Below are 17,832 nucleotides of genomic sequence, written 5' to 3' on the forward strand. Positions count from 1 at the left end.
CAAAGTGATAAACCGCGAGGGACAAAAACATGCGGATATCTCGACGCACCATGATCGGAGCAATGAGTTGGGCCATCAGCCTCGCCACCACGCCCGTTTGGGCCGAAACAGACGCGAGCATCCACGTGGTCAAGGATCCGGGCTGCCCCTGCTGCAATGCCTGGATCGACCACCTTCGCGAGAACGGCTTTGCCGTCAGCTTCGAAGAGCGCAGCCTTGAAGAACTGACCGCATTCAAGCGCGAACGTGGCATCCCCGATAATCTTGTCTCGTGCCACACGGCGACGATCGGCGACTACACCATCGAAGGCCACGTCCCAGCCGCCGATATCCGTCGCTTGGTGGCCGAACGGCCCGCTGCTACCGGGCTGACCGTTCCAGGCATGCCCTTCGGCTCTCCCGGCATGGGGCCAGAGGCCGAGCGCGAAGCTTTTGACGTTCTTCTCGTCGAACTTGACGGCAGCAGCAGCATCTTCACCAGCTATCCGGCCGCCTGACTTAGGTCAGGCAAGCAGGGTCGCGCCAAAAGCACCGACTCGTAACGGCCCAGTGCAGACGGCGATTTCCGAGAACTTCAGGATTACCAAGGCAGCCCAGCTTCGGGTGATCGCCAAGCGTCTTCCAGAGCCGCCCGCGGGATCACACCGTCCAGCGGTCTGATGGCGACATCCAGACGACGCGCTGCGCGATAGCCTGTTGCCGCCATCAAGCCGGGCGCTGTGCCATAGGCGAGACGGTAGCGCCACAAAACTGTCAGTCCCTTCGTCGCTGTCCCATCCCACCAGTAGCACCACTTGCAGCAGGACGGTGCTGGTTGACAGGTACTCACGCGCGGCTTCGCTTGCTGCGGACTCCGGGCCAAGGACGACCACTACATCGGCGGGCTCGGTGGGCGTACCGATCAGGCCTTCGACCAACCCGGATGCATCCTGCGTAAGCGGAAGCACATGCACATCGACCCCACCCAGATGCCCGTCAGACGTTTCGTTTGAGTGCCCATCCCGCTCGTCTGCCGCCAGCAGGAAACCGCGGACGGCTTCTGCGAGGCTTGCTTCACGGTTATCGCCGGCGACTATAAGAGCGGCAGTGAACGAATGCGCCAAGGCGTTCCCTGACAGGGCTGTCCACACTGCAACGACCAAGAAAGACCTAATGATCGAGGTCTGGACCTTTTCCACCAACGCAAAAGCGAATGGAAGACGGGCAAAAAGAATGCGCAGCAATAGGACAGTCATTCTGCCGCCCGTGCTGCTGTCACGGCTTCGACCAACCGCGGCTTTTCCACAAAACCGGGGATCAGCTGATCGCCGACCACGAACGACGGCGTGCCATTGAAACCAAGCGCCTCGGCCAGTCGCATTGAGGTGGCAATATGCTCCTCAACTTCGGGCGACTGCATGTCGATCTTCAGCTTCTCAACGTCGAGACCGACTTCCCCTGCTATGCGCAGCACGGCCTCTGCTTCAACCTTGCCGCGCATCGTCATCAGGGCGTCGTGCATTTCGGCGTATTTGCCCTGCTGCCGCGATGCCAGGGCGGCACGGGCGGCAAAAGCAGACCCCTCGCTCAGGATCGGCCACTCACGCAAAACAAGTCGCTCGTTGGTGTCCTTGGCCATCAAGGCAGTGACTTCGGGCATGGCCCGTTTGCAATAGGGGCAGTTATAGTCGAAGAATTCGACAATCGTGACGTCGCCGTCTGGATTGCCGAGAAACGGGGCATTCGGGTCGCGTTCCAAAGTGGTGCGTTCTTTGGAGAGGACAGACGCGGCAGTGGCGGCCTGAGCTTCGGCTTGGCGCGCTTCCAGGGCCTGCAAGGCTTCCAGTACCAGTTCGGGATTTTCCCGAAGTGTTTCGGCCACGAGCGCCTTGATCCGATCATCGGAGATCTCTTGCGACAGGGATTGTTCTGGCAACGCTAGCGCGAACGTGGCGGCGAGGATCATTTGGGAAACGCGCATAGGTGAGACCTTCTGGGAAATGTGACTGATTTTGCATTGTGTGATCCCTCTAGCAACTAGAGAGGCAAGCAGGGTTCTTCTTGGGGTGAGATTAAGGTGCTTGTTCATTCGCTCGCCGCCTCCATGCGGGTGCGGTCTTCCTGCGTGGCGCGGACCCGCGCTGGCCAAGTCGATTTGATATAAGCGAGGATCGCTTCGATCTCGGCATCCGAAAGTTGCTCACCGAACGCGGGCATGCCTGACATGAAATCGACACCCATCTCGTCCAGCACAACTTGCCCACCTTTGCGGATGTAGTTGAGCAACATTTCATCCCCGTGGTGCCACGTATGACCTGTCTCGTCGTGGGGAGGTGCAGGATAAGTCCCGTTCGAGTTTGCTGATTGCCAGTTCGGCTGCCCTTCCAGATTTGCGCCGTGGCAGGATGCACATGTTTCCTGATACATCGTCCGACCCTTTTCGATATCCGGCTCTTTGTGAAAGAAGGCGAAGGATGGAGTGGCCATGCTCGCCAAGAGCCCGCCGATGAGCAACGACCTTTGAAGGCGAAACGGCAGTTTGTTCTTCTCCCAAAAGGTCATGTCCGGCTCACAATTGACGTCGCACCATCGGGCGGAAGGATGCGATCGGACAAGAGTGCCAGCTGATCGCTGACGCGGGTCCTTTGCGACGCGGGATAAGCGTCCACCGGTGGCAATTCTCCGTGCTGTGCAAACAGCATGATATCTCGTGCTATCGGCGCGGCAGCCGTGGAACCTCCGCCACCATGCTCGACCACCACTGTGACCGCATAGCGGGGTGCGTCGAACGGCGCAAAAGCAACAAACAGCGCGTGGTCCCGACGGTTCCACGGCAGTTCGTCCTGTGACCGCACACCCGCCGCGCGTTCCGCCGCCGAGATCGAGAAAACCTGGCTTGAGCCGGTCTTACCTGCCATCACCTTTGTCGGGTCGGCAATTCTTGACGCGTAGGCAGTGCCACGTTCGTGGTTCGACACCTCGAACATACCCTGCCGAACAATGGACAGCGCCTCAGCTGAAAGTCCCAGAGACGCCGGAGCAGAGTTTTCCGTCGACGTCCCGCCGATCGACCGCACCATCCGAGGCAGCACGGCCGTGCCGGAAGCAAGCCGCGCCGCCATGGTTGCGAGCTGGATCGGCGAGGCAAGAGTAAAGCCTTGGCCAATGGAGGCGTTGATCGTATCGCCAATCAGCCAGTCCTGCCCGTACTTCTGCTGCTTCCATTCGCGGGACGGGTTGTTGCCGCGCGCCATGCCGGACAGCGGCAGATCATACTTCTGGCCAAACCCGAGCCGATCGTTCATGGCAAAAATGCCGTCAATCCCGATGCGTTGCGCAACCTCGTAGAAGTAGACATCGCAGGACTCACGCAAAGCGCCCACCATATCCACCCGCCCGTGCCCGCCACGTTTCCAGCAATGGAACCGGCGGCCTGAAATCTCGACATAGCCATTGCAGGCGACCGTTTCTGCAGGGTCCATGACACCGCTTTCAAGAGCGGCCAAAGCATTCGACATCTTGACCGTTGATCCCGGTGGATAGGCGCCCTGCACTGTCTTGTCGGACAGCGGGCGAAACTCGTTGTCGCGCAGCGCGCTATAGTCCCGATTCGAGATGCCACGCACGAACAGGTTCGGATCAAACGACGGTGCCGATGTGCAACCAAGCACATCGCCATTCGTCACATCCATGACGATGGCAGCGGCGCTCTGACCTTCGAGACGCACGCGCATGAAATTCTGGAGATGGTGGTCAAGCGTGATTTGCATGTCCGGCCCAGCTGTCGGAGGATCAAGCGCCAGTTCCCGCATGGTGCGGCCAGACACATTGACCTCGACACGTCGCGTTCCCGGCAAGCCGCGCAGCGCACGTTCATGTCTGCGCTCGATCCCGATCTTGCCGACCTCAAAGTCTGGCAGACGAAGCAACGGTTCAGCCGCGTCCTCTTCTTCCTTCAGATCGTTCTCGCTCACTGGGCCGACATAGCCAACCTGGTGGGCAAAATCGGAACCAAACGGATAGACGCGCGATAGGACCATTTCCGGATGGATCCCCGGAAGTGCTGGCGCGTTCACGGCGACGATTGCCAGTTCTTCCCAGGTCACCCGGTCCTTCACGGTGATTGGGGCAATGCCGCTCGCTCGGTCGATCTGGCCTTTAAGCTTCAGGATGGCTTCGTCATCAAGCCCTAGAAGGCTTCGCAGTTTCGCAAGAATATCGTCAAGGTCCTTAACCTCTTCGTGCACCATCGCGATGCGGAAAGCTTGCTCGTTGTCGGCCACGATCTTCCCTGCGCGGTCGAAGATGCGACCTCTGTTGGGTGGGACGAGCCTCAAGCTGATCCGGTTATCTTCGGCCAACAGATAATATTGGTCGGCATCACGGACGCCCAGTTGCCACATCCGCAGGCCAAGTACGCCTGCAAACGTTGTCATTGCGCCTCCCATCAAGAGGGCCCTTCGTGTGGTCTTCCGAGACATATGGTCAGGTTCAGATCGGCGCACGGTCACCTCCCTCGCTTTCCGGTCGAGATTTCCCTCTTACGCGCACGGTCAACATAGGCCGCCACTCGCAGAGCAAAAACTGCGGCGACCAACTCCAGAAACCAAGGCTGGAGCATATTCGGCGGCGGGGTCGCGCGGTGAAAACTGAGGAAGTGCATGAACAGAAAGTAGGCGACATGCGCGACGGTCAGCCACCAGAGCGGCAGGACGCCCATTTGAAGAAATTTCCAGCCCGAAACACCAAGGCGACGCATGGCAAAGTCGCTCGAAGTCGCACCCAACAGGATCGCAAGCAGAAGGGCGGCAAGCCCAATGGCATTGGCAAGTCCGAAGCCACGCTGAAGCATCACATAGGTCAGAAGTTCAGGATGCCATTCGAAGCCAAAAAGCCGCATCAGGTCCCATTGGACCCAACCAATCAGGATCACAGCGGCATGAACGCTGGCAAGAAGACAACCGTAGATGCCAAGTTCACGCCGGAAAGGTAGAACACGCACGACGCCCCGGAGGAAACGGGCCAATGGCCCTAACCCGATGGACAGAGCCACAAGTACCATGGAGGCATCTCCGAATGCCCGGTTCCAGCGGTGCATCGGGCTGAAGTCGATGTGTACGGCGGCAAAGCCAAGAACCAGTCCCGTGGCCAGAAACGCCACGGCTGCATGGCGAACCGGCATCCGTTTTGCCAGACGACGCGGCCTTGCAGCGTGGCCTGATATTTCGGCGACCCTCATTTGTTGCCCCCAAACGACTTTGAACTGGCGTTTACAGTTCCGCCCGCCGACATTCTGAAATCACGGTATGCCCGCAACGCCCGCATCGCTGCGAATGACATGATGATTACACCTGCCACCGCCAGATAGGGCCGAACCGGGTCGAACCAGGCCAGCAGTGCTGGACCGCCGAAGATCAGCATCAGGACTTTGTTGCAGGTCGGGCAAGCGATGCCGAGAAAGCTTGCAACGCCGCCCGCCCCGGACGTTCGCAAACGGCACTGCGGAACCCAGAGGCCGACGATCACGCCAGCCAGTATAGCCGTCAGGGTCGTCGCCCCAAGCTCCCAGGGCCCAACCGGGGTCATGCGCACAAAGAAGGGATTGATCCAGACAGCGGTAACTGTGCCCAAGGCGACGAATACGGCCAGCCCGGCAAGGGTTCCGCGAAAAAGCCTTCGGAGGGCATCTGCGCGCAATTTCTCAGGCGCGAGAATTTCAGGGAGCATCGAATTGAATCTCCGCAAACTCCTCACCGAAACCGACGTTGCCGATCCATAGACCAGCCATTGGCAGCTTGAGGTTGACCCGCCAAACTCCGGCCTCGACCAGTTCAAGCGGCGGTGTGAAACCGTCCATATGCATCTTAACCATGGCTAAGTTGACGTCCGGGCGCATGCCGACCGTCTCTACAGCATCAGCGTCCGGCATGAACTGAATTTCCAAGCGGACACCTCGGTTCCCCGTGACGTAGACTTGCACGTCGAGTCGTCCGTCCGACAGCATTTCAGAAACCGACGCCGTCGGTGCGACTCCATCGGATGCTGTCTGCACCGACGGCGGGGGCCGCATCGCTGCCCAAACAAATGCACCCACAAATGCGAGGATTCCAAGGGCAACGAGGATGGCCAGAACTCTAGTTTTCATTGCTCATGTCCATGTTTGAATGATCCATCCCCGCCATGGGTGTGTCTGTGGGCAGCGGTGCAGGCAGGGGCACTAATCCAGTGCCATCGGGATCAAGAAGGTAGGTTGCAATCGCTTCGCGGTCGGCGTCCGTAAAATAAGAAGTGCCCTGCGCTACGACCTCAGCCATGCTGCCGCCAAAGGCATCCCCGTTCGGAAGGAGCCCGGATTTGAGGGCATAGCTGAGGTTGCCCACCGTAAAGCCCCGCCCAACGAGGTCGGCCACGAGGATCGACGGCGCCTTGCTGCCGCCGGGCAGATCGTCGTTCCCAGCAAATCGCGCGCTGTCTTTCAGGCCACCGGCAAGGTTTCGTCCCGTGTGACAGGCCGCACAATGCGCCGCCCCCTCAACCAGAACACGTCCGCGGTTCCACGGCGACGATGTGCCCATCAGCGCGTCCGTCACCGGCGCATCAAGATAGTTGGCCCGCCACAGCTTCAGCCCGGACCGGAAACTGAAGGGGAAGCCCACATCATGGACAGGAGCCGCTTCGGGGACGGGTGGGACAGTCCGGAAAGCCTCCCATAGGTCGGCAATGTCCTGGTCTGTAAACCCGGCGTAGAAGGAGTAAGTGAAGACCGGATAATAAGGGTCCCCTTCCGGGGAAACGCCCTGACGCACGGCACGCGCGAAATCCTGAATGGTCCACCGTCCGATTCCCGCAACAGGATGCGGCGTGATGTTCGGCGGCACGAAAGTTCCGAACGGCGTATCGAGCGGTGCACCGCCAGCAAGTGCGGGGCCCTTCGCCGCCGCGTTGCTGTGGCACGACACGCAACCGCCTGAACGGGCCAGATACGCCCCACGTTCAGGGTCGCCGATCGGAAATGCGGCGGGCTCCGCATCTCCGATGGGCCAGAGCGCCAGCATCCCGGCACCAAGGCTACCCACAACGGTCGGCAAGATGGCAAAAAGCCGGATCAGGCCCCGCATGGTCAGTTCTTTCCCGCGCGAAACTGCGAATGGCACGAGGAACAGGTTCCGCTGATCCGAGTGAACAGGTCATCTGCTGCAAGGCTAGACAGGGTCAGCGCAAGAGAGGCCGGGCCTGCCAGTCCTTGCGAAACCGGGCTGTCTGCGGTCTTTTCGCCATAGCCCATCAGCTCTGCCACCGAAAAACCGAGATTGGTCTCTTCGGCAGGAGGCATGGCCATTCCCGTATGATCCATCCCCGCCATGTCTGCCGGCGGTGCGGAAGCCGGTTCAAGCCCGTTCGGCGCAGCCTCGGACAGGGCATCTGCGTAAACCCTCATCTCTTCTGCCAGAGCCGCAAAATCCTGCCAGTTGGACCAGATCTCCGGCTTGGCATAAGTTACGCCTTCAAGGCTGCCTTCGGGGAAGAGCGACAGCATGGTTTCGCCAGCGTGGCCCGCGATCACGGCGGCGCCTTCCGAGACAATGAAGGCATCGTAGGGCACAGCGCCCTGCATCATTGGCGCCAGTTCCGCCACGGTATCCCGCATCGCCGTCATGCCGTTCATCCTCTCAAGGACGACGCCCGTCGCCGCGTTGTGTGCCATCGCCACTGCCGCGACTGCGGACGCGGCAAGCGCCATAGCGCCTGTCCATTGTTTTGCCATCTGCCTGACTGCTCTCGGTTTGTTGTTTTTGATTGACCACCGCGCACCGCACGTCAGGCGGTTCGCGAACTGCGCACATGTTTTGGGTCAGGATTAAAACGACAGAGCACTCGACTGGGCCTGAAACGGCACCGTCGAACCATGGCTCTGGCCCAAGCTGACCTTCAGATCAGCAGGCGTGGAGGGGGCAGACTGACAGAGGGGCCTCTGAAGCGAAGCTGGGTCTGGGCAATTTGCGGTCGCGACACCACTGCATAGCCGGGGATGAACGCAGTCACTGCACCGATAGGCAACACAAATGCAGCGCATGCCAGCGCCGGATGGCAAGACAGCGATATGTTCGTCGATCCGGCACTGCCGTCTGACGTCTCTACGGAGGTCGGAGAGTGATGATCAACCGGGGCGAACGCCGATGCAGACTGGCCAATAGTCAAACCGCAGAGCAGCACGACCGTGAAAGACCATGCCCATAAAAAACGCACGATCCCGCCCGGAAGCAGGAAGTTCAATGCGGTCCGTTTGGTGGGCGTCTTCAACATGAGGTTAGATCAACTTGACTTGCGTCCCGACCGGAACTCGGTCGAAGACTTCTTCAATATGCTCGTTGTAGAGGCCGATGCAACCGTTTGAGGAACGGCGCCCGATTTTCCGCGTATCGTGGGTGCCGTGGATGCGGTAATATTGCCAAGACAAATAAAGGGCACGCGTCCCAAGCGGGTTGCTGGGGTCGCCACCCGGCACAAATGCTGGCCACTCGGGATTGCGCTCCCGCATCGATGGCGTCGGTGTCCAGCTTGGGTTGACGCGCTTTTCTACGACTTCGGTATAGCCCCTGCGGGTCAGATCCTCGGATAGCGGGACAGAACTCGGATACAGGAACATTTGACCGTCACCGGTCCAGTGCTGGAGAACCTTCGCGGTCGTGTCAGATATGATGATCCCAAGACCCAACGCATCGAAATGGTCTTGCCATTCGTGAACCCGAAACGACGAGATGTTATTGCGAACCGGGCCTTCGGCGTCTTCGGAGGCAAAGGCGGCACGGCCCACCAAAAAGGGCGCGGCCAGTGCTCCGACAACGAAGTAACGTCGATTGAATCGCATGGGCTGCTCCTCGGTTTTTTATCGTGATGCAGCCTTCCAACGTGGGAAGGTCAAACTGGTTTGTCAGATCAACTGGTCACAAACTGGTGATAACGTGGCGATTTCGCCGCGCCGCGCGAAAATAGCAGAGGTCACTTCGATGTGAACATCACTTTAGGGCACATGTGTCTCTATGTATGGGGATGCGACAGCTATTCGCCATTCTTTGCAGCGCTATTGTGCTCGCGTCTCTTTTTGGGGCGTCGCGATCAGCTCATGCAATTCATGAAAGCCCCTTCATAGAAACGCATGCCATGCCAATTGCCCAGGAATCCCATTGCGGCGGCGGTTCCGGTCACGCGGCCTGCCAGATCCTATTAGCCAGTCAGATCACGACACCGATATTGACGTTCGCATTTGCCTCATCGCTATTCGAAATCGTGCCAGTCCGGGCAAGCAGCCGCATCTCCTCTCCACAACCGCCTCCACCGCGATACGTCTCCTGAACGAACCCAAGTCCAATCGTTTCATCCCAGGAGACATCATGATTTCCCGACGTTCCCTTTTAGCCGGTGCCGCGGCTACCGCTTTTGCCACACCTTCTATCCTGCTAGCCCACACCGAAGAACCTTTCGTTCTGGCCGAAGAATTTCAGCCGCGAGAGGTGCGCGTCCGCGAGCAGCACGCTCCGGGCCAGATCCTTGTATTCCCACGTCTTTACTACCTCTACCACGTCTTCGACAGCGAACGCGCTATTCGCTACGGCGTCGGTGTTGGCAAGGCTGGTCTCGAGTTCAAGGGAACGGCGATCATCGAGCGCAAGGCCGAGTGGCCCTCGTGGCGGCCGACGAATGACATGATACGGCGTGACCCCGACCGCTATGCGCAATTCGCAGACGGCGTGCCGGGCGGGCCCGGCAATCCTCTCGGGGCGAGGGCGCTTTATCTCTACAAAGACGGCCGCGACACCTATTTCCGCATCCACGGCACGACAGATCCGGCCTCTATAGGGCAATCCGTATCGAACGGCTGCATCCGCATGCTGAACGATCATGTGAAGCAGCTCTATGATCAAGTGCCCGTCGGCACGCTGGTGACCGTGCTGTGACAGGGTCACGCCGTGGCCTCCTCGTTCTTGGCGGTATCGTCACCCTGATCTACGGCTTGCGTGCCCTGCCGTGGGACCGTCTTCCGGGGCGCGGCCCACGTTATGTCGACTTGCCAGACTTGCCGCCATTTCGTCGGCTTGCGGAGCAGGGTCAGACTTCTGGAGCAACGGCCGCACTCATAGGGCTCGACGCACCGCGCGACGATGCCGACCAGCGACGCGCGCGTGCAGACGCTTTGCGGGCCGACCTTTGCCCTGCTCTGTTCGGCCTGGCAGCGCCGACGGAAATCGTCCCAATCGCTTACTTTAGTGAATTCCGCTGCCCTTACTGTCGGGCACTCGAACGGGATCTGGACGCGCTCTTGGCAGAGGATACTTCATCCTTCCGCCTCATCCAGCACGAACTTCCGATTTTCGGGCCTCCGTCCGAACTCGCCGCACGCGCGTCGGTTGCGGCCGCACGGCAAGGCAAGCAGCAGGAGCTACGTCGCCGCTTCATGCGGACCCCACTGGTCGCAGATCCAGCATCCGTCTTGCGGGTAGCCACCGACATCGGGCTCGACGTCGATCAGCTTGCCCGCGACATGGCCTCGCCGGAAGTCCAGGCAGACCTTGATCGGACCCGGGCTCTCGCCGATATTTTCGGGTTTATCGGCACGCCGGGGCTCGTGATCGGGCGAACCGTCCTCAACGGCGCAATTCCCTACGCACTCCTCCGTCGCATCGCAGAAGACGAGAAATCCAGACAGAAGCCTGTATGCTGACGCCATGAACACGCCATCGCACATGCTGATCGGAGCGGCTTTTTTTGCGCGGCCCCTGGCCCCGGCAACACTTGTTGCGTCGATGGTCGGGGGGTTTGTCCCTGACTTGCCGATGTTCGCTCTGGTGATGTGGTCCACCCGCGTGCTCGGTTTGCCCGAGCATGATGTCTTTGGACGGCTATACTTTTCGGACTCGTGGCAGGCGATTTTCGCGGTGGATCACGGCTTCCTGATTTGGGGCCCGCTTTTCCTTGCAGCCCTTTGGAGCGCCCGCGTCCTTCTGCGCGCCTTCGCGGGCTCCGGCTTGCTTCACGCCGTAGCGGATTTCGCAACTCATCACGAGGACGCCCGCCGTCAGTTCTGGCCGGTGTCTGACTGGGTCTTTCGAAGCCCGGTCAGCTACTGGGACCAGCGATTCTACGGCAACGTTTTCGCGACCTTCGAGGTCGGATTGGTTATCTTACTCGCAATATTGTTGTGCTGGCGGCTCGAACGGGCATGGCAACGGGCGCTGATCCTCGCGCCCGCGGCCCTGATCGTGGTGCCTGTCATCTTCACCGGTGGCTTCCATGGACTACACGGCATGGGGTGACGGGCACGAATGCTGCGGGCAAGGTGATCATTGGCCACGATGCCCGCACCGCAAGCCTGATCACATGCCCTTGGCAGCAAGCCAGGCGTTCATGTCAGCAATCTCCGCTTCCTGGGCCGCGATAACTTCTTCGGCCAGCTTGCGCATTTCGGGGTCCGTGCCGAATTCAAGCTGGACTTTCGCCATGTCGATGGCGGCCTGGTGGTGCGGGATCATGCCTTTGACGAAATCGACGTCAGCATCGCCGGTATAGGGGGCCATATTGGTCATCATGGCGTCCATCGCGGCGGCATAGCCTTTGACGGCTGCGTTCTCGGCCAGCTCCGGCGGGATCATGGCGGCGTGGCTCATCATGGTCATGCCGTCCGTTCCCATGTTCATGCCCGAATGGTCCATCCCAGCCATATTGTCGGACTGGGCATAGACATAGCTTCCTGCGGCCAAGACGGCGGCAAGCACTATAACGGATGCGATCTTCTTCATATTGTTTTCTTCCTCTTATTTAATGAACTTTATCTTTATCGCCCTGTCAGGACGGTCACGCTGGCGCATAGCCAACTTCGGTCAAGGCGTTGACCAACTGGTCGCGTGGAGCCGAAGATTTGACATCGACTTTGCGTGCGCCGGGATCTGCATTAACTTCGGCGGCAGGATCCACCGACTGGATTGCCTTGGTCACGCTGCGTGCACAGCCGCCACAGGTCATGTTCTCAATATGGAACTGCATGAAGTCCTCCTTCAGGATTTCGTTTCATGCAACAGCATATGGGGCTTCCCATCGTTGTAAGGTCAAGAGCACAAACCCGTGATGGGCAAATCAAAATCAGGCCTTGACCTTACCATCATGGGAAGCCTTATCTCGAATAGCGGAAACATATGCCGAAGGAGTTCCGCCGTGAACATGCACGCGAAAACGCTACCGACTGCCGAGTCAGAAAAGTTTGTTCTCGAGGTCGAGGGTATGACCTGTGCCTCTTGCGTTGGTCGTGTCGAGCGCGCGCTGAAAGCAGTGCCGGGAGTTGAGACGGCATTCGTTAATCTCGCCACCGAACGGGCCGAAGTGACGGGTGCTGCCGTTGTTCGGGCGCTACTGATCAAGGCCGTGGAGGATGCGGGCTATGACGTTGCATCTCGTCCCGTTGACCTCGTGATCGAGGGGATGACCTGCGCGTCTTGCGTGGCCCGGGTGGAAAAAGCACTGTCCGCGGTTCCGGGCGTGACCTTTGCGGCAGTGAACCTTGCGACCGAGCGGGCGACCGTAAAGGGCGCCGCCGATATTGCCGCCCTCGTCCGTGCGATAGAGGCGGCTGGCTATGAGGCGCATGCAGCAGCACCGGCCGCTGATGTCGCAGAAGAGACCGCGAGCAAGAAAGCCGCAGAAGAGGCCGCGCTCAAGCGGGATGTGCTCATCGCAGCGACTCTGACGCTGCCAGTCTTTGTGCTCGAAATGGGTGCGCACCTGTTCACCTGGGTCCACATGGCGGTGATGAGCACAATCGGCATGCAAAACAGCTGGTATCTTCAATTCGCACTGACCACTGCAGTCCTCTTCGGCCCCGGCCTGCGTTTTTATCGCAAAGGCCTTCCGGCGCTTGCCCGACTTGCGCCCGACATGAACAGCCTGGTGGCGGTCGGCACAATGGCTGCCTACGGCTATTCGCTGGTTGCAACCTTTGCCGCGGGTCTGCTGCCCGCAGGCACAGTCAACGTGTATTTCGAGGCGGCGGCGGTCATCGTCACGCTGATCCTGCTCGGTCGCTATCTTGAGGCCCGCGCAAAGGGCCGCACATCCGAGGCGATCAAGCGGCTAGTCGGCCTGCAGGCAAAAACGGCGCGCGTGACTCGGGATGGAACGATCACCGAGGTGCCCGTCTCCGAGGTGCGCATCAACGACGAGGTCGACGTGCGACCAGGGGAGCGGGTTCCGGTCGATGGCGAGGTCACGGCTGGCGCAAGCTGGATCGACGAGAGCATGATTTCCGGCGAGCCATTGCCCGTCGAGAAAACGGCCGGCAGTCAGGTGACAGGTGGCACCGTCAACCAGACGGGAGCCTTCAGTTTCCGTGCAACAGCTGTCGGCGAAGCAACAATGCTGGCACAGATTATCCGCATGGTCGAGGCTGCGCAGGGTGGCAAACTGCCAATTCAGGCACTGGTGGACAAGGTAACGATGTGGTTCGTGCCCGCTGTCATGGCACTTGCGGCGCTGACCTTCTTCGTTTGGCTGGTGTTCGGGCCGGAGCCCGCCCTAACATTCGGCCTTGTCAATGCAGTTGCTGTCCTCATTATCGCCTGCCCCTGCGCGATGGGTCTTGCCACCCCGACCTCGATCATGGTCGGCACCGGGCGGGGGGCGGAACTCGGAATCTTGTTCCGCAAGGGCGAGGCGCTGCAAACCCTGCACGGCGTCAAAGTGGTGGCCCTCGACAAGACCGGCACGCTGACGATGGGCAAGCCGAGGCTGACCGATCTGGTGCTGGCACCGGACTTTGACCGTGCCTCTGTGCTGGCTGCCGTTGCGGCAGTCGAGGCGAAGTCGGAACACCCCATCGCCCGCGCCATTGTCGCGGCGGCAAGCGAGGAAGGCCTGGTGCTACCTGAGGTTACGACCTTTGATTCCGTCACCGGCTTCGGTGTCGCGGCGCAAGCGGGCGAGCAAAAGATCGAGGTCGGAGCCGACCGTTACATGATAAAGCTGGGCCTTGATGTCGCGCCCTTCGCCGCCGAGGCCGCGCGACTGGGCGATGACGGCAAGTCACCGCTCTATGCTGCCATCAATGGAAAGCTAGCAGCAATCCTCGCAGTCGCCGACCCGATAAAGGAAACAACGCCGGATGCGATCCGCGCACTGCATGCGTTGGGCCTCAAGGTCGCAATGATCACCGGCGACAATGCCCGCACCGCAAATGCCATCGCGCGGCAGCTTGGTATTGACGAAGTGGTGGCCGAAGTGCTGCCCGATGGAAAAGTGGCCGCAGTAAAGCGGCTGAAGGGGATGGGCACTCTGGCTTTCGTCGGCGACGGCATCAACGACGCACCGGCGCTGGCCGAGGCTGATGTCGGCATCGCCGTTGGCACCGGCACCGATATTGCCATCGAGGCGGCAGACGTTGTTTTGATGACTGGCCGCCTGACGGCAGTGCCCGATGCGATTGCACTCTCCAAAGCCACCATGCGCAACATCCGCCAGAACCTGTTCTGGGCCTTCATTTATAACGCGCTCCTGATCCCGGTTGCCGCCGGTGCGCTGTGGCCCGCTTTTGGCCTGCTGCTTTCACCGATCTTTGCAGCAGCAGCGATGGCGCTGTCATCTGTTTTTGTCCTCGGGAATGCGCTGCGGCTGCGGCGCTTTGCCCCCTCGCAGGAGGTTGCGGTATGAACATCGGTGAAGCTGCAAAGGCGTCGAGCGTTTCGGCCAAAATGATTCGCTACTACGAATCCGTCGGCCTTATCCCGGCAGCTGACCGGACGACATCTGGCTATCGGGTCTACTCCGCAACGGACGTGGAAATGCTGCGCTTCATTCGGCGGTCGCGCGATCTGGGCTTTACGGTTGAAAAGATCGAGGAGCTTCTTGCCCTTTGGCGTGACCGCTCGCGCCACAGCGCCGACGTCAAACGCATTGCTCTGGAACAAATCGAGGGTCTTGAACGAAAGATACTGGAAATGCAGTCGATGATGGATTCGCTACGGCAGCTGGCTGATGCCTGTTGCGGTGACCATCGCCCAGATTGTCCGATCCTTGCGGATCTCGGTCGGGGTGCAACCCAACGGAATGAACAAGTCCGCACCCAGTTCAATGGGCTGTCATCGCTGCGAACGGCAGCCCAAGAACCCCACAGCCGATGACTTCGTCACGCGACCTTTCAGTCGCCTCCTACAATATTCACAAAGGCATCGGTACCGACCGGCGTCGTGATCTGGCACGGACCATGGCGGTGATTTCCGAGATCGGCGCCGATATTCTGGCATTGCAGGAGGCGGATACCCGATTTGGCACGCGCACCGGGCTGCTCGATCTGGAGAGTATCCGGCGTGACCTTGGCTTAATTGCGGTGCCTTTGAAAGGTGTCGGTGACGCGCATGGCTGGCATGGCAACCTGCTGCTGGTCCGCAATGCGTTGGTGCATGAAGTGCACCAACTGATCCTGCCTGGGTTTGAGCCACGCGGTGCGCTGGTGACGGATATGCTGATCGACGGGCAGCCTCTGCGGGTGGTGAACGCACATCTTGGGCTGTTGCCGGGCTCGCGCGCTGCGCAGGCCCGCGCCTTGTTGGACAAACTTGGCAGCCTCGAAGCGCGGCCGACTTTGCTGATGGGCGATTTAAACGAATGGCGCGGCAAAAGTGCCTCGCTAAAAACCCTCGGTGAGCAGTTCACTATCGGGCAATCGCGACCCAGTTTCCCCTCGCGATACCCGCTGCTGGCACTCGACCGGATGATGACCTGTATTCAGGGCGAGCTTATGGATATTGCCACCCATGACAGCCCGTTGGCCCGCCGCGCCTCGGACCATCTGCCGATTACCGCCAGGCTGCGGCTGGTGCCGCAAAGCGTAGAGGGGCTGTGATGACAGCACTAGCCATGCAGGTTCTGCTCTGGATTGTGGTCGGCGCAGGTGCGATCGGCATAGCATCCTGGCTGGCGCACTGGTCCTACCGTCGGTTCCTCCGCCGGGCGCGCGGACCTGCATCAAAGTCGCTTGGTCGTGGAGAGGTGCCGACAAAACTCGATACGCTGCTCGATCCCTTGGCAGCACAGAACCAGGGCCAATCCGGCCTTGCGACATTGCTTGACAATTCCGACGCATTCGCCACCCGCGCCCTGTCGGCGGCGCAGACGGGGCGCAGCCTTGACCTGATGTATTACATCTGGCGCACCGACGTGACCGGTTGGCTGCTGCTTGACGCGCTGGTTTTGGCGGCAGACCGGGGCGTGCGCATTCGCCTGCTGCTGGACGATGTGAATGTGCAGGGATTTGACCCGGCTTTTCTGGCGCTGACCCAACACAAGCTCATCGAAGTGCGGCTGTTCAATCCGACGCGCAACCGGGGCCATGCCGTGCGGCGCGCCATCGAGATGGTTCTGGGACTGGCAAGGTTCAACCGCCGCATGCATGGCAAACTGTGGATCGCGGACGGAAGGTTGGCGATCATCGGCGGGCGCAATATTGGCGATACGTATTTTGGCGCGGTCGATGCCGGGACGCGCAACTCGGTTGACGCCGACATGCTGCTGGTCGGGCCGAAGGTGGATGAGGTGGCGGCGCTGTTTGACAGCTATTGGAATCTTGGGCTCTCGATGCCGATCCTTGCCCTCTGGCCCGGGTTCAAGATGAATCTGGCCAAATTTTGCACCCGTTTGGCCTGCGAGGTCCGCAGCCCTGCGTCGCGCCGCTACCTCGCGCGCACGCTGGACGGGCGTACGGCAGAGTCAGTGCTGGCCGGGCAGCTGCACTGGACCGACAAGGTGCAGCTTCTTGCCGACCCGCCGGACAAGGCGTATGGCAACCACTCTGCCCCCTGGATGTCGACGGCCATCGCCGACATACTGCTGCGGGCCAAGTCCGAGGTTCGGCTGATCACCCCATATTTCGTACCCGGTCGGGCGGGCATTGAGGGGTTGACCGTACTTGCGAAGCGGGGTGTCAGGGTAAACCTGTTGACCAATGCGCTGTCGGCGACCGACATGCTGCTGGTTTATGGCGCCTATCGGCGTTACCGCAGCACACTTCTGAAGGCAGGGGCTGTGATCCATGAATTCTCGCCTGCGCCCAAGCCAAATCGCAAACGTGATGTGCTCCATTCGAAAGTGTTCGTGATCGACGGGGTGCAGGCCATCGTCGGCTCGCTGAATTTCGATCTGCGTTCGGCCTTCACCAACACGGAATTGGGGCTGTTGTTCGAACACCCCGCGCTGGTGGCTGACATCACCCGGATGATCGACGCGCTGAGCGCCCCGGATCAGGCCTATGCCGTATCGCGCCCCGAACATGCGCTGCACTGGAGCGTTGCGCGTCCCGGTCTGCCAACGGTCATGTTCGTGGAACCTGAGGCGAGCGCACCGCAGCGGGCTATTTCGTGGCTTGTCGGGCTGTTGCCGATTCAGGCCTACCTATGATGTCGGCCAGGCTCGGGCTGACACCGCGAATGCCGTCATCGGACCAGTTGCCAGATTCGGCCTGTGGTGGCAGTGCAGCATCCAACACGCCGCCTCGATTGCATTGCGGCGGGTGTTACTGTTCGGGTTCACTGGATTCAGCGCCACCCTGATCGCCTCTGCCTTTTTCGGGGCGTTGGCGGTGGTCTATTGTGAACGGGACCCAAGCGGCGTGTTCACGGCAGCGATAACACCGGTCGCTATTGCCGTTGTCACAAATTTCGTCGGACAAAGAATTACTTGGACGCCATCTCTCGTTCTTATCGATGGCGGGCATCTCGTTGCCATTTTCGACCGACATCTGGGGCTGTCTCGCGCCGCTGCTTGACAGCCTTTGTGGTTAGCCGAATATTTAATCCGGAGAGATGGCCTGAACAAATG

Annotated in this window: 21 protein-coding genes; 8 read left to right on the forward strand and 13 right to left on the reverse strand. The window is 60.2% G+C overall.

All coding sequences use genetic code 11. The features are described from left to right. The first annotated feature begins 62 nt into the window (after positions 1-62). Positions 63-497, forward strand: coding sequence for a DUF411 domain-containing protein (locus tag AKV04_RS15835; protein ID WP_235815661.1), 435 nt, complete (start codon positions 63-65; stop codon positions 495-497). Between the two features lie 6 nt (positions 498-503). Here AKV04_RS15835 and AKV04_RS15840 read toward each other — a convergent pair whose 3' ends face one another. The 11 genes from AKV04_RS15840 to AKV04_RS15890 all read right to left on the reverse strand — a co-directional run bounded on the left by AKV04_RS15840 (position 504) and on the right by AKV04_RS15890 (position 8,848). Next, positions 504-1,103 (reverse strand): hypothetical protein, encoded by a 600-nt coding sequence (locus tag AKV04_RS15840; protein WP_162232886.1) that lies wholly within the window; start codon positions 1,101-1,103, stop codon positions 504-506. Positions 1,104-1,231: 128 nt separating this feature from the next. Next, a complete protein-coding gene (locus AKV04_RS15845; protein WP_456062143.1) occupies positions 1,232-2,068 on the reverse strand; it encodes a DsbA family protein in 837 nt (278 codons plus the stop codon). Then, the gene (locus tag AKV04_RS15850; protein WP_082351676.1) at positions 2,065-2,541 is read right to left on the reverse strand and encodes a c-type cytochrome; all 477 of its coding nucleotides are present in this window, start codon (positions 2,539-2,541) and stop codon (positions 2,065-2,067) included. The genes AKV04_RS15845 and AKV04_RS15850 overlap by 4 nt, the downstream gene beginning before the upstream one ends. Next, a complete protein-coding gene (gene mrdA / locus AKV04_RS15855; RefSeq protein WP_054007491.1) occupies positions 2,538-4,484 on the reverse strand; it encodes a penicillin-binding protein 2 in 1,947 nt (648 codons plus the stop codon). The genes AKV04_RS15850 and mrdA overlap by 4 nt, the downstream gene beginning before the upstream one ends. 2 nt (positions 4,485-4,486) lie before the next feature. Beyond that, on the reverse strand, positions 4,487-5,218 hold the full coding sequence (locus AKV04_RS15860) for a ferric reductase-like transmembrane domain-containing protein (RefSeq protein ID WP_235815663.1): 732 nt from the start codon (positions 5,216-5,218) through the stop codon (positions 4,487-4,489). After that, positions 5,215-5,706, reverse strand: a complete 492-nt coding sequence (locus AKV04_RS15865; protein WP_054007401.1) for a hypothetical protein — start codon at positions 5,704-5,706, stop codon at positions 5,215-5,217. Before AKV04_RS15865 ends, AKV04_RS15860 begins: the two co-directional genes overlap by 4 nt. Further along, the gene (locus AKV04_RS15870; RefSeq protein WP_054007402.1) at positions 5,696-6,124 is read right to left on the reverse strand and encodes a hypothetical protein; all 429 of its coding nucleotides are present in this window, start codon (positions 6,122-6,124) and stop codon (positions 5,696-5,698) included. Before AKV04_RS15870 ends, AKV04_RS15865 begins: the two co-directional genes overlap by 11 nt. Next, on the reverse strand, positions 6,114-7,097 hold the full coding sequence (locus AKV04_RS15875) for a c-type cytochrome (protein WP_235815664.1): 984 nt from the start codon (positions 7,095-7,097) through the stop codon (positions 6,114-6,116). Before AKV04_RS15875 ends, AKV04_RS15870 begins: the two co-directional genes overlap by 11 nt. A gap of 2 nt (positions 7,098-7,099) precedes the next feature. Next, complete coding sequence (locus AKV04_RS15880; protein ID WP_054007403.1) at positions 7,100-7,720, reverse strand: c-type cytochrome; 621 nt, start codon at positions 7,718-7,720, stop codon at positions 7,100-7,102. A 188-nt stretch (positions 7,721-7,908) separates the two neighbouring features. Then, complete coding sequence (locus AKV04_RS15885) at positions 7,909-8,283, reverse strand: hypothetical protein (RefSeq protein WP_054007404.1); 375 nt, start codon at positions 8,281-8,283, stop codon at positions 7,909-7,911. A 4-nt stretch (positions 8,284-8,287) separates the two neighbouring features. Then, positions 8,288-8,848 carry a L,D-transpeptidase gene (locus AKV04_RS15890; RefSeq protein ID WP_082351678.1) on the reverse strand — a complete coding sequence of 187 codons (561 nt, stop codon included), beginning with the start codon at positions 8,846-8,848 and terminating at the stop codon, positions 8,288-8,290. A 523-nt stretch (positions 8,849-9,371) separates the two neighbouring features. Here AKV04_RS15890 and AKV04_RS15895 point away from each other — a divergent pair. From AKV04_RS15895 to AKV04_RS15905, 3 genes are read left to right on the forward strand one after another with little or no spacing between them, the layout of a single operon-like run. After that, positions 9,372-9,935 (forward strand): L,D-transpeptidase, encoded by a 564-nt coding sequence (locus tag AKV04_RS15895; RefSeq protein WP_054007405.1) that lies wholly within the window; start codon positions 9,372-9,374, stop codon positions 9,933-9,935. Continuing rightward, entirely contained in the window at positions 9,932-10,699 is a 768-nt protein-coding gene (locus AKV04_RS15900) for a DsbA family protein (protein WP_054007406.1), read from the forward strand. The genes AKV04_RS15895 and AKV04_RS15900 overlap by 4 nt, the downstream gene beginning before the upstream one ends. 4 nt (positions 10,700-10,703) lie before the next feature. Beyond that, positions 10,704-11,291: a hypothetical protein gene (locus AKV04_RS15905; protein ID WP_054007407.1), complete on the forward strand. Its 588-nt coding sequence runs from the start codon at positions 10,704-10,706 to the stop codon at positions 11,289-11,291. Positions 11,292-11,351: 60 nt separating this feature from the next. On the opposite strand, the gene copM is transcribed toward AKV04_RS15905, so the two are convergent. Together copM and AKV04_RS15915 are read right to left on the reverse strand one after the other, a co-directional pair. Next, positions 11,352-11,774 carry a CopM family metallochaperone gene (gene copM, locus AKV04_RS15910; protein ID WP_082351679.1) on the reverse strand — a complete coding sequence of 141 codons (423 nt, stop codon included), beginning with the start codon at positions 11,772-11,774 and terminating at the stop codon, positions 11,352-11,354. Positions 11,775-11,829: 55 nt separating this feature from the next. After that, complete coding sequence (locus tag AKV04_RS15915; RefSeq protein WP_054007408.1) at positions 11,830-12,018, reverse strand: heavy-metal-associated domain-containing protein; 189 nt, start codon at positions 12,016-12,018, stop codon at positions 11,830-11,832. Positions 12,019-12,192: 174 nt separating this feature from the next. Between AKV04_RS15915 and AKV04_RS15920 the strand changes: the two genes are divergently transcribed. From AKV04_RS15920 to AKV04_RS15935, 4 genes are read left to right on the forward strand one after another with little or no spacing between them, the layout of a single operon-like run. Beyond that, positions 12,193-14,670, forward strand: coding sequence for a heavy metal translocating P-type ATPase (locus AKV04_RS15920; protein ID WP_054007409.1), 2,478 nt, complete (start codon positions 12,193-12,195; stop codon positions 14,668-14,670). Further along, positions 14,667-15,140: a Cu(I)-responsive transcriptional regulator gene (gene cueR / locus AKV04_RS15925; protein ID WP_082351680.1), complete on the forward strand. Its 474-nt coding sequence runs from the start codon at positions 14,667-14,669 to the stop codon at positions 15,138-15,140. The genes AKV04_RS15920 and cueR overlap by 4 nt, the downstream gene beginning before the upstream one ends. Further along, entirely contained in the window at positions 15,137-15,862 is a 726-nt protein-coding gene (locus tag AKV04_RS15930; protein WP_054007410.1) for an endonuclease/exonuclease/phosphatase family protein, read from the forward strand. The genes cueR and AKV04_RS15930 overlap by 4 nt, the downstream gene beginning before the upstream one ends. Then, positions 15,862-17,412: a phospholipase D family protein gene (locus AKV04_RS15935; protein WP_054007411.1), complete on the forward strand. Its 1,551-nt coding sequence runs from the start codon at positions 15,862-15,864 to the stop codon at positions 17,410-17,412. The genes AKV04_RS15930 and AKV04_RS15935 overlap by 1 nt, the downstream gene beginning before the upstream one ends. Positions 17,413-17,832: the final 420 nt, after the last annotated feature.

The sequence above is a fragment of the Cypionkella psychrotolerans genome (genome assembly GCF_001294535.1).
GTDB lineage: Bacteria > Pseudomonadota > Alphaproteobacteria > Rhodobacterales > Rhodobacteraceae > Cypionkella > Cypionkella psychrotolerans.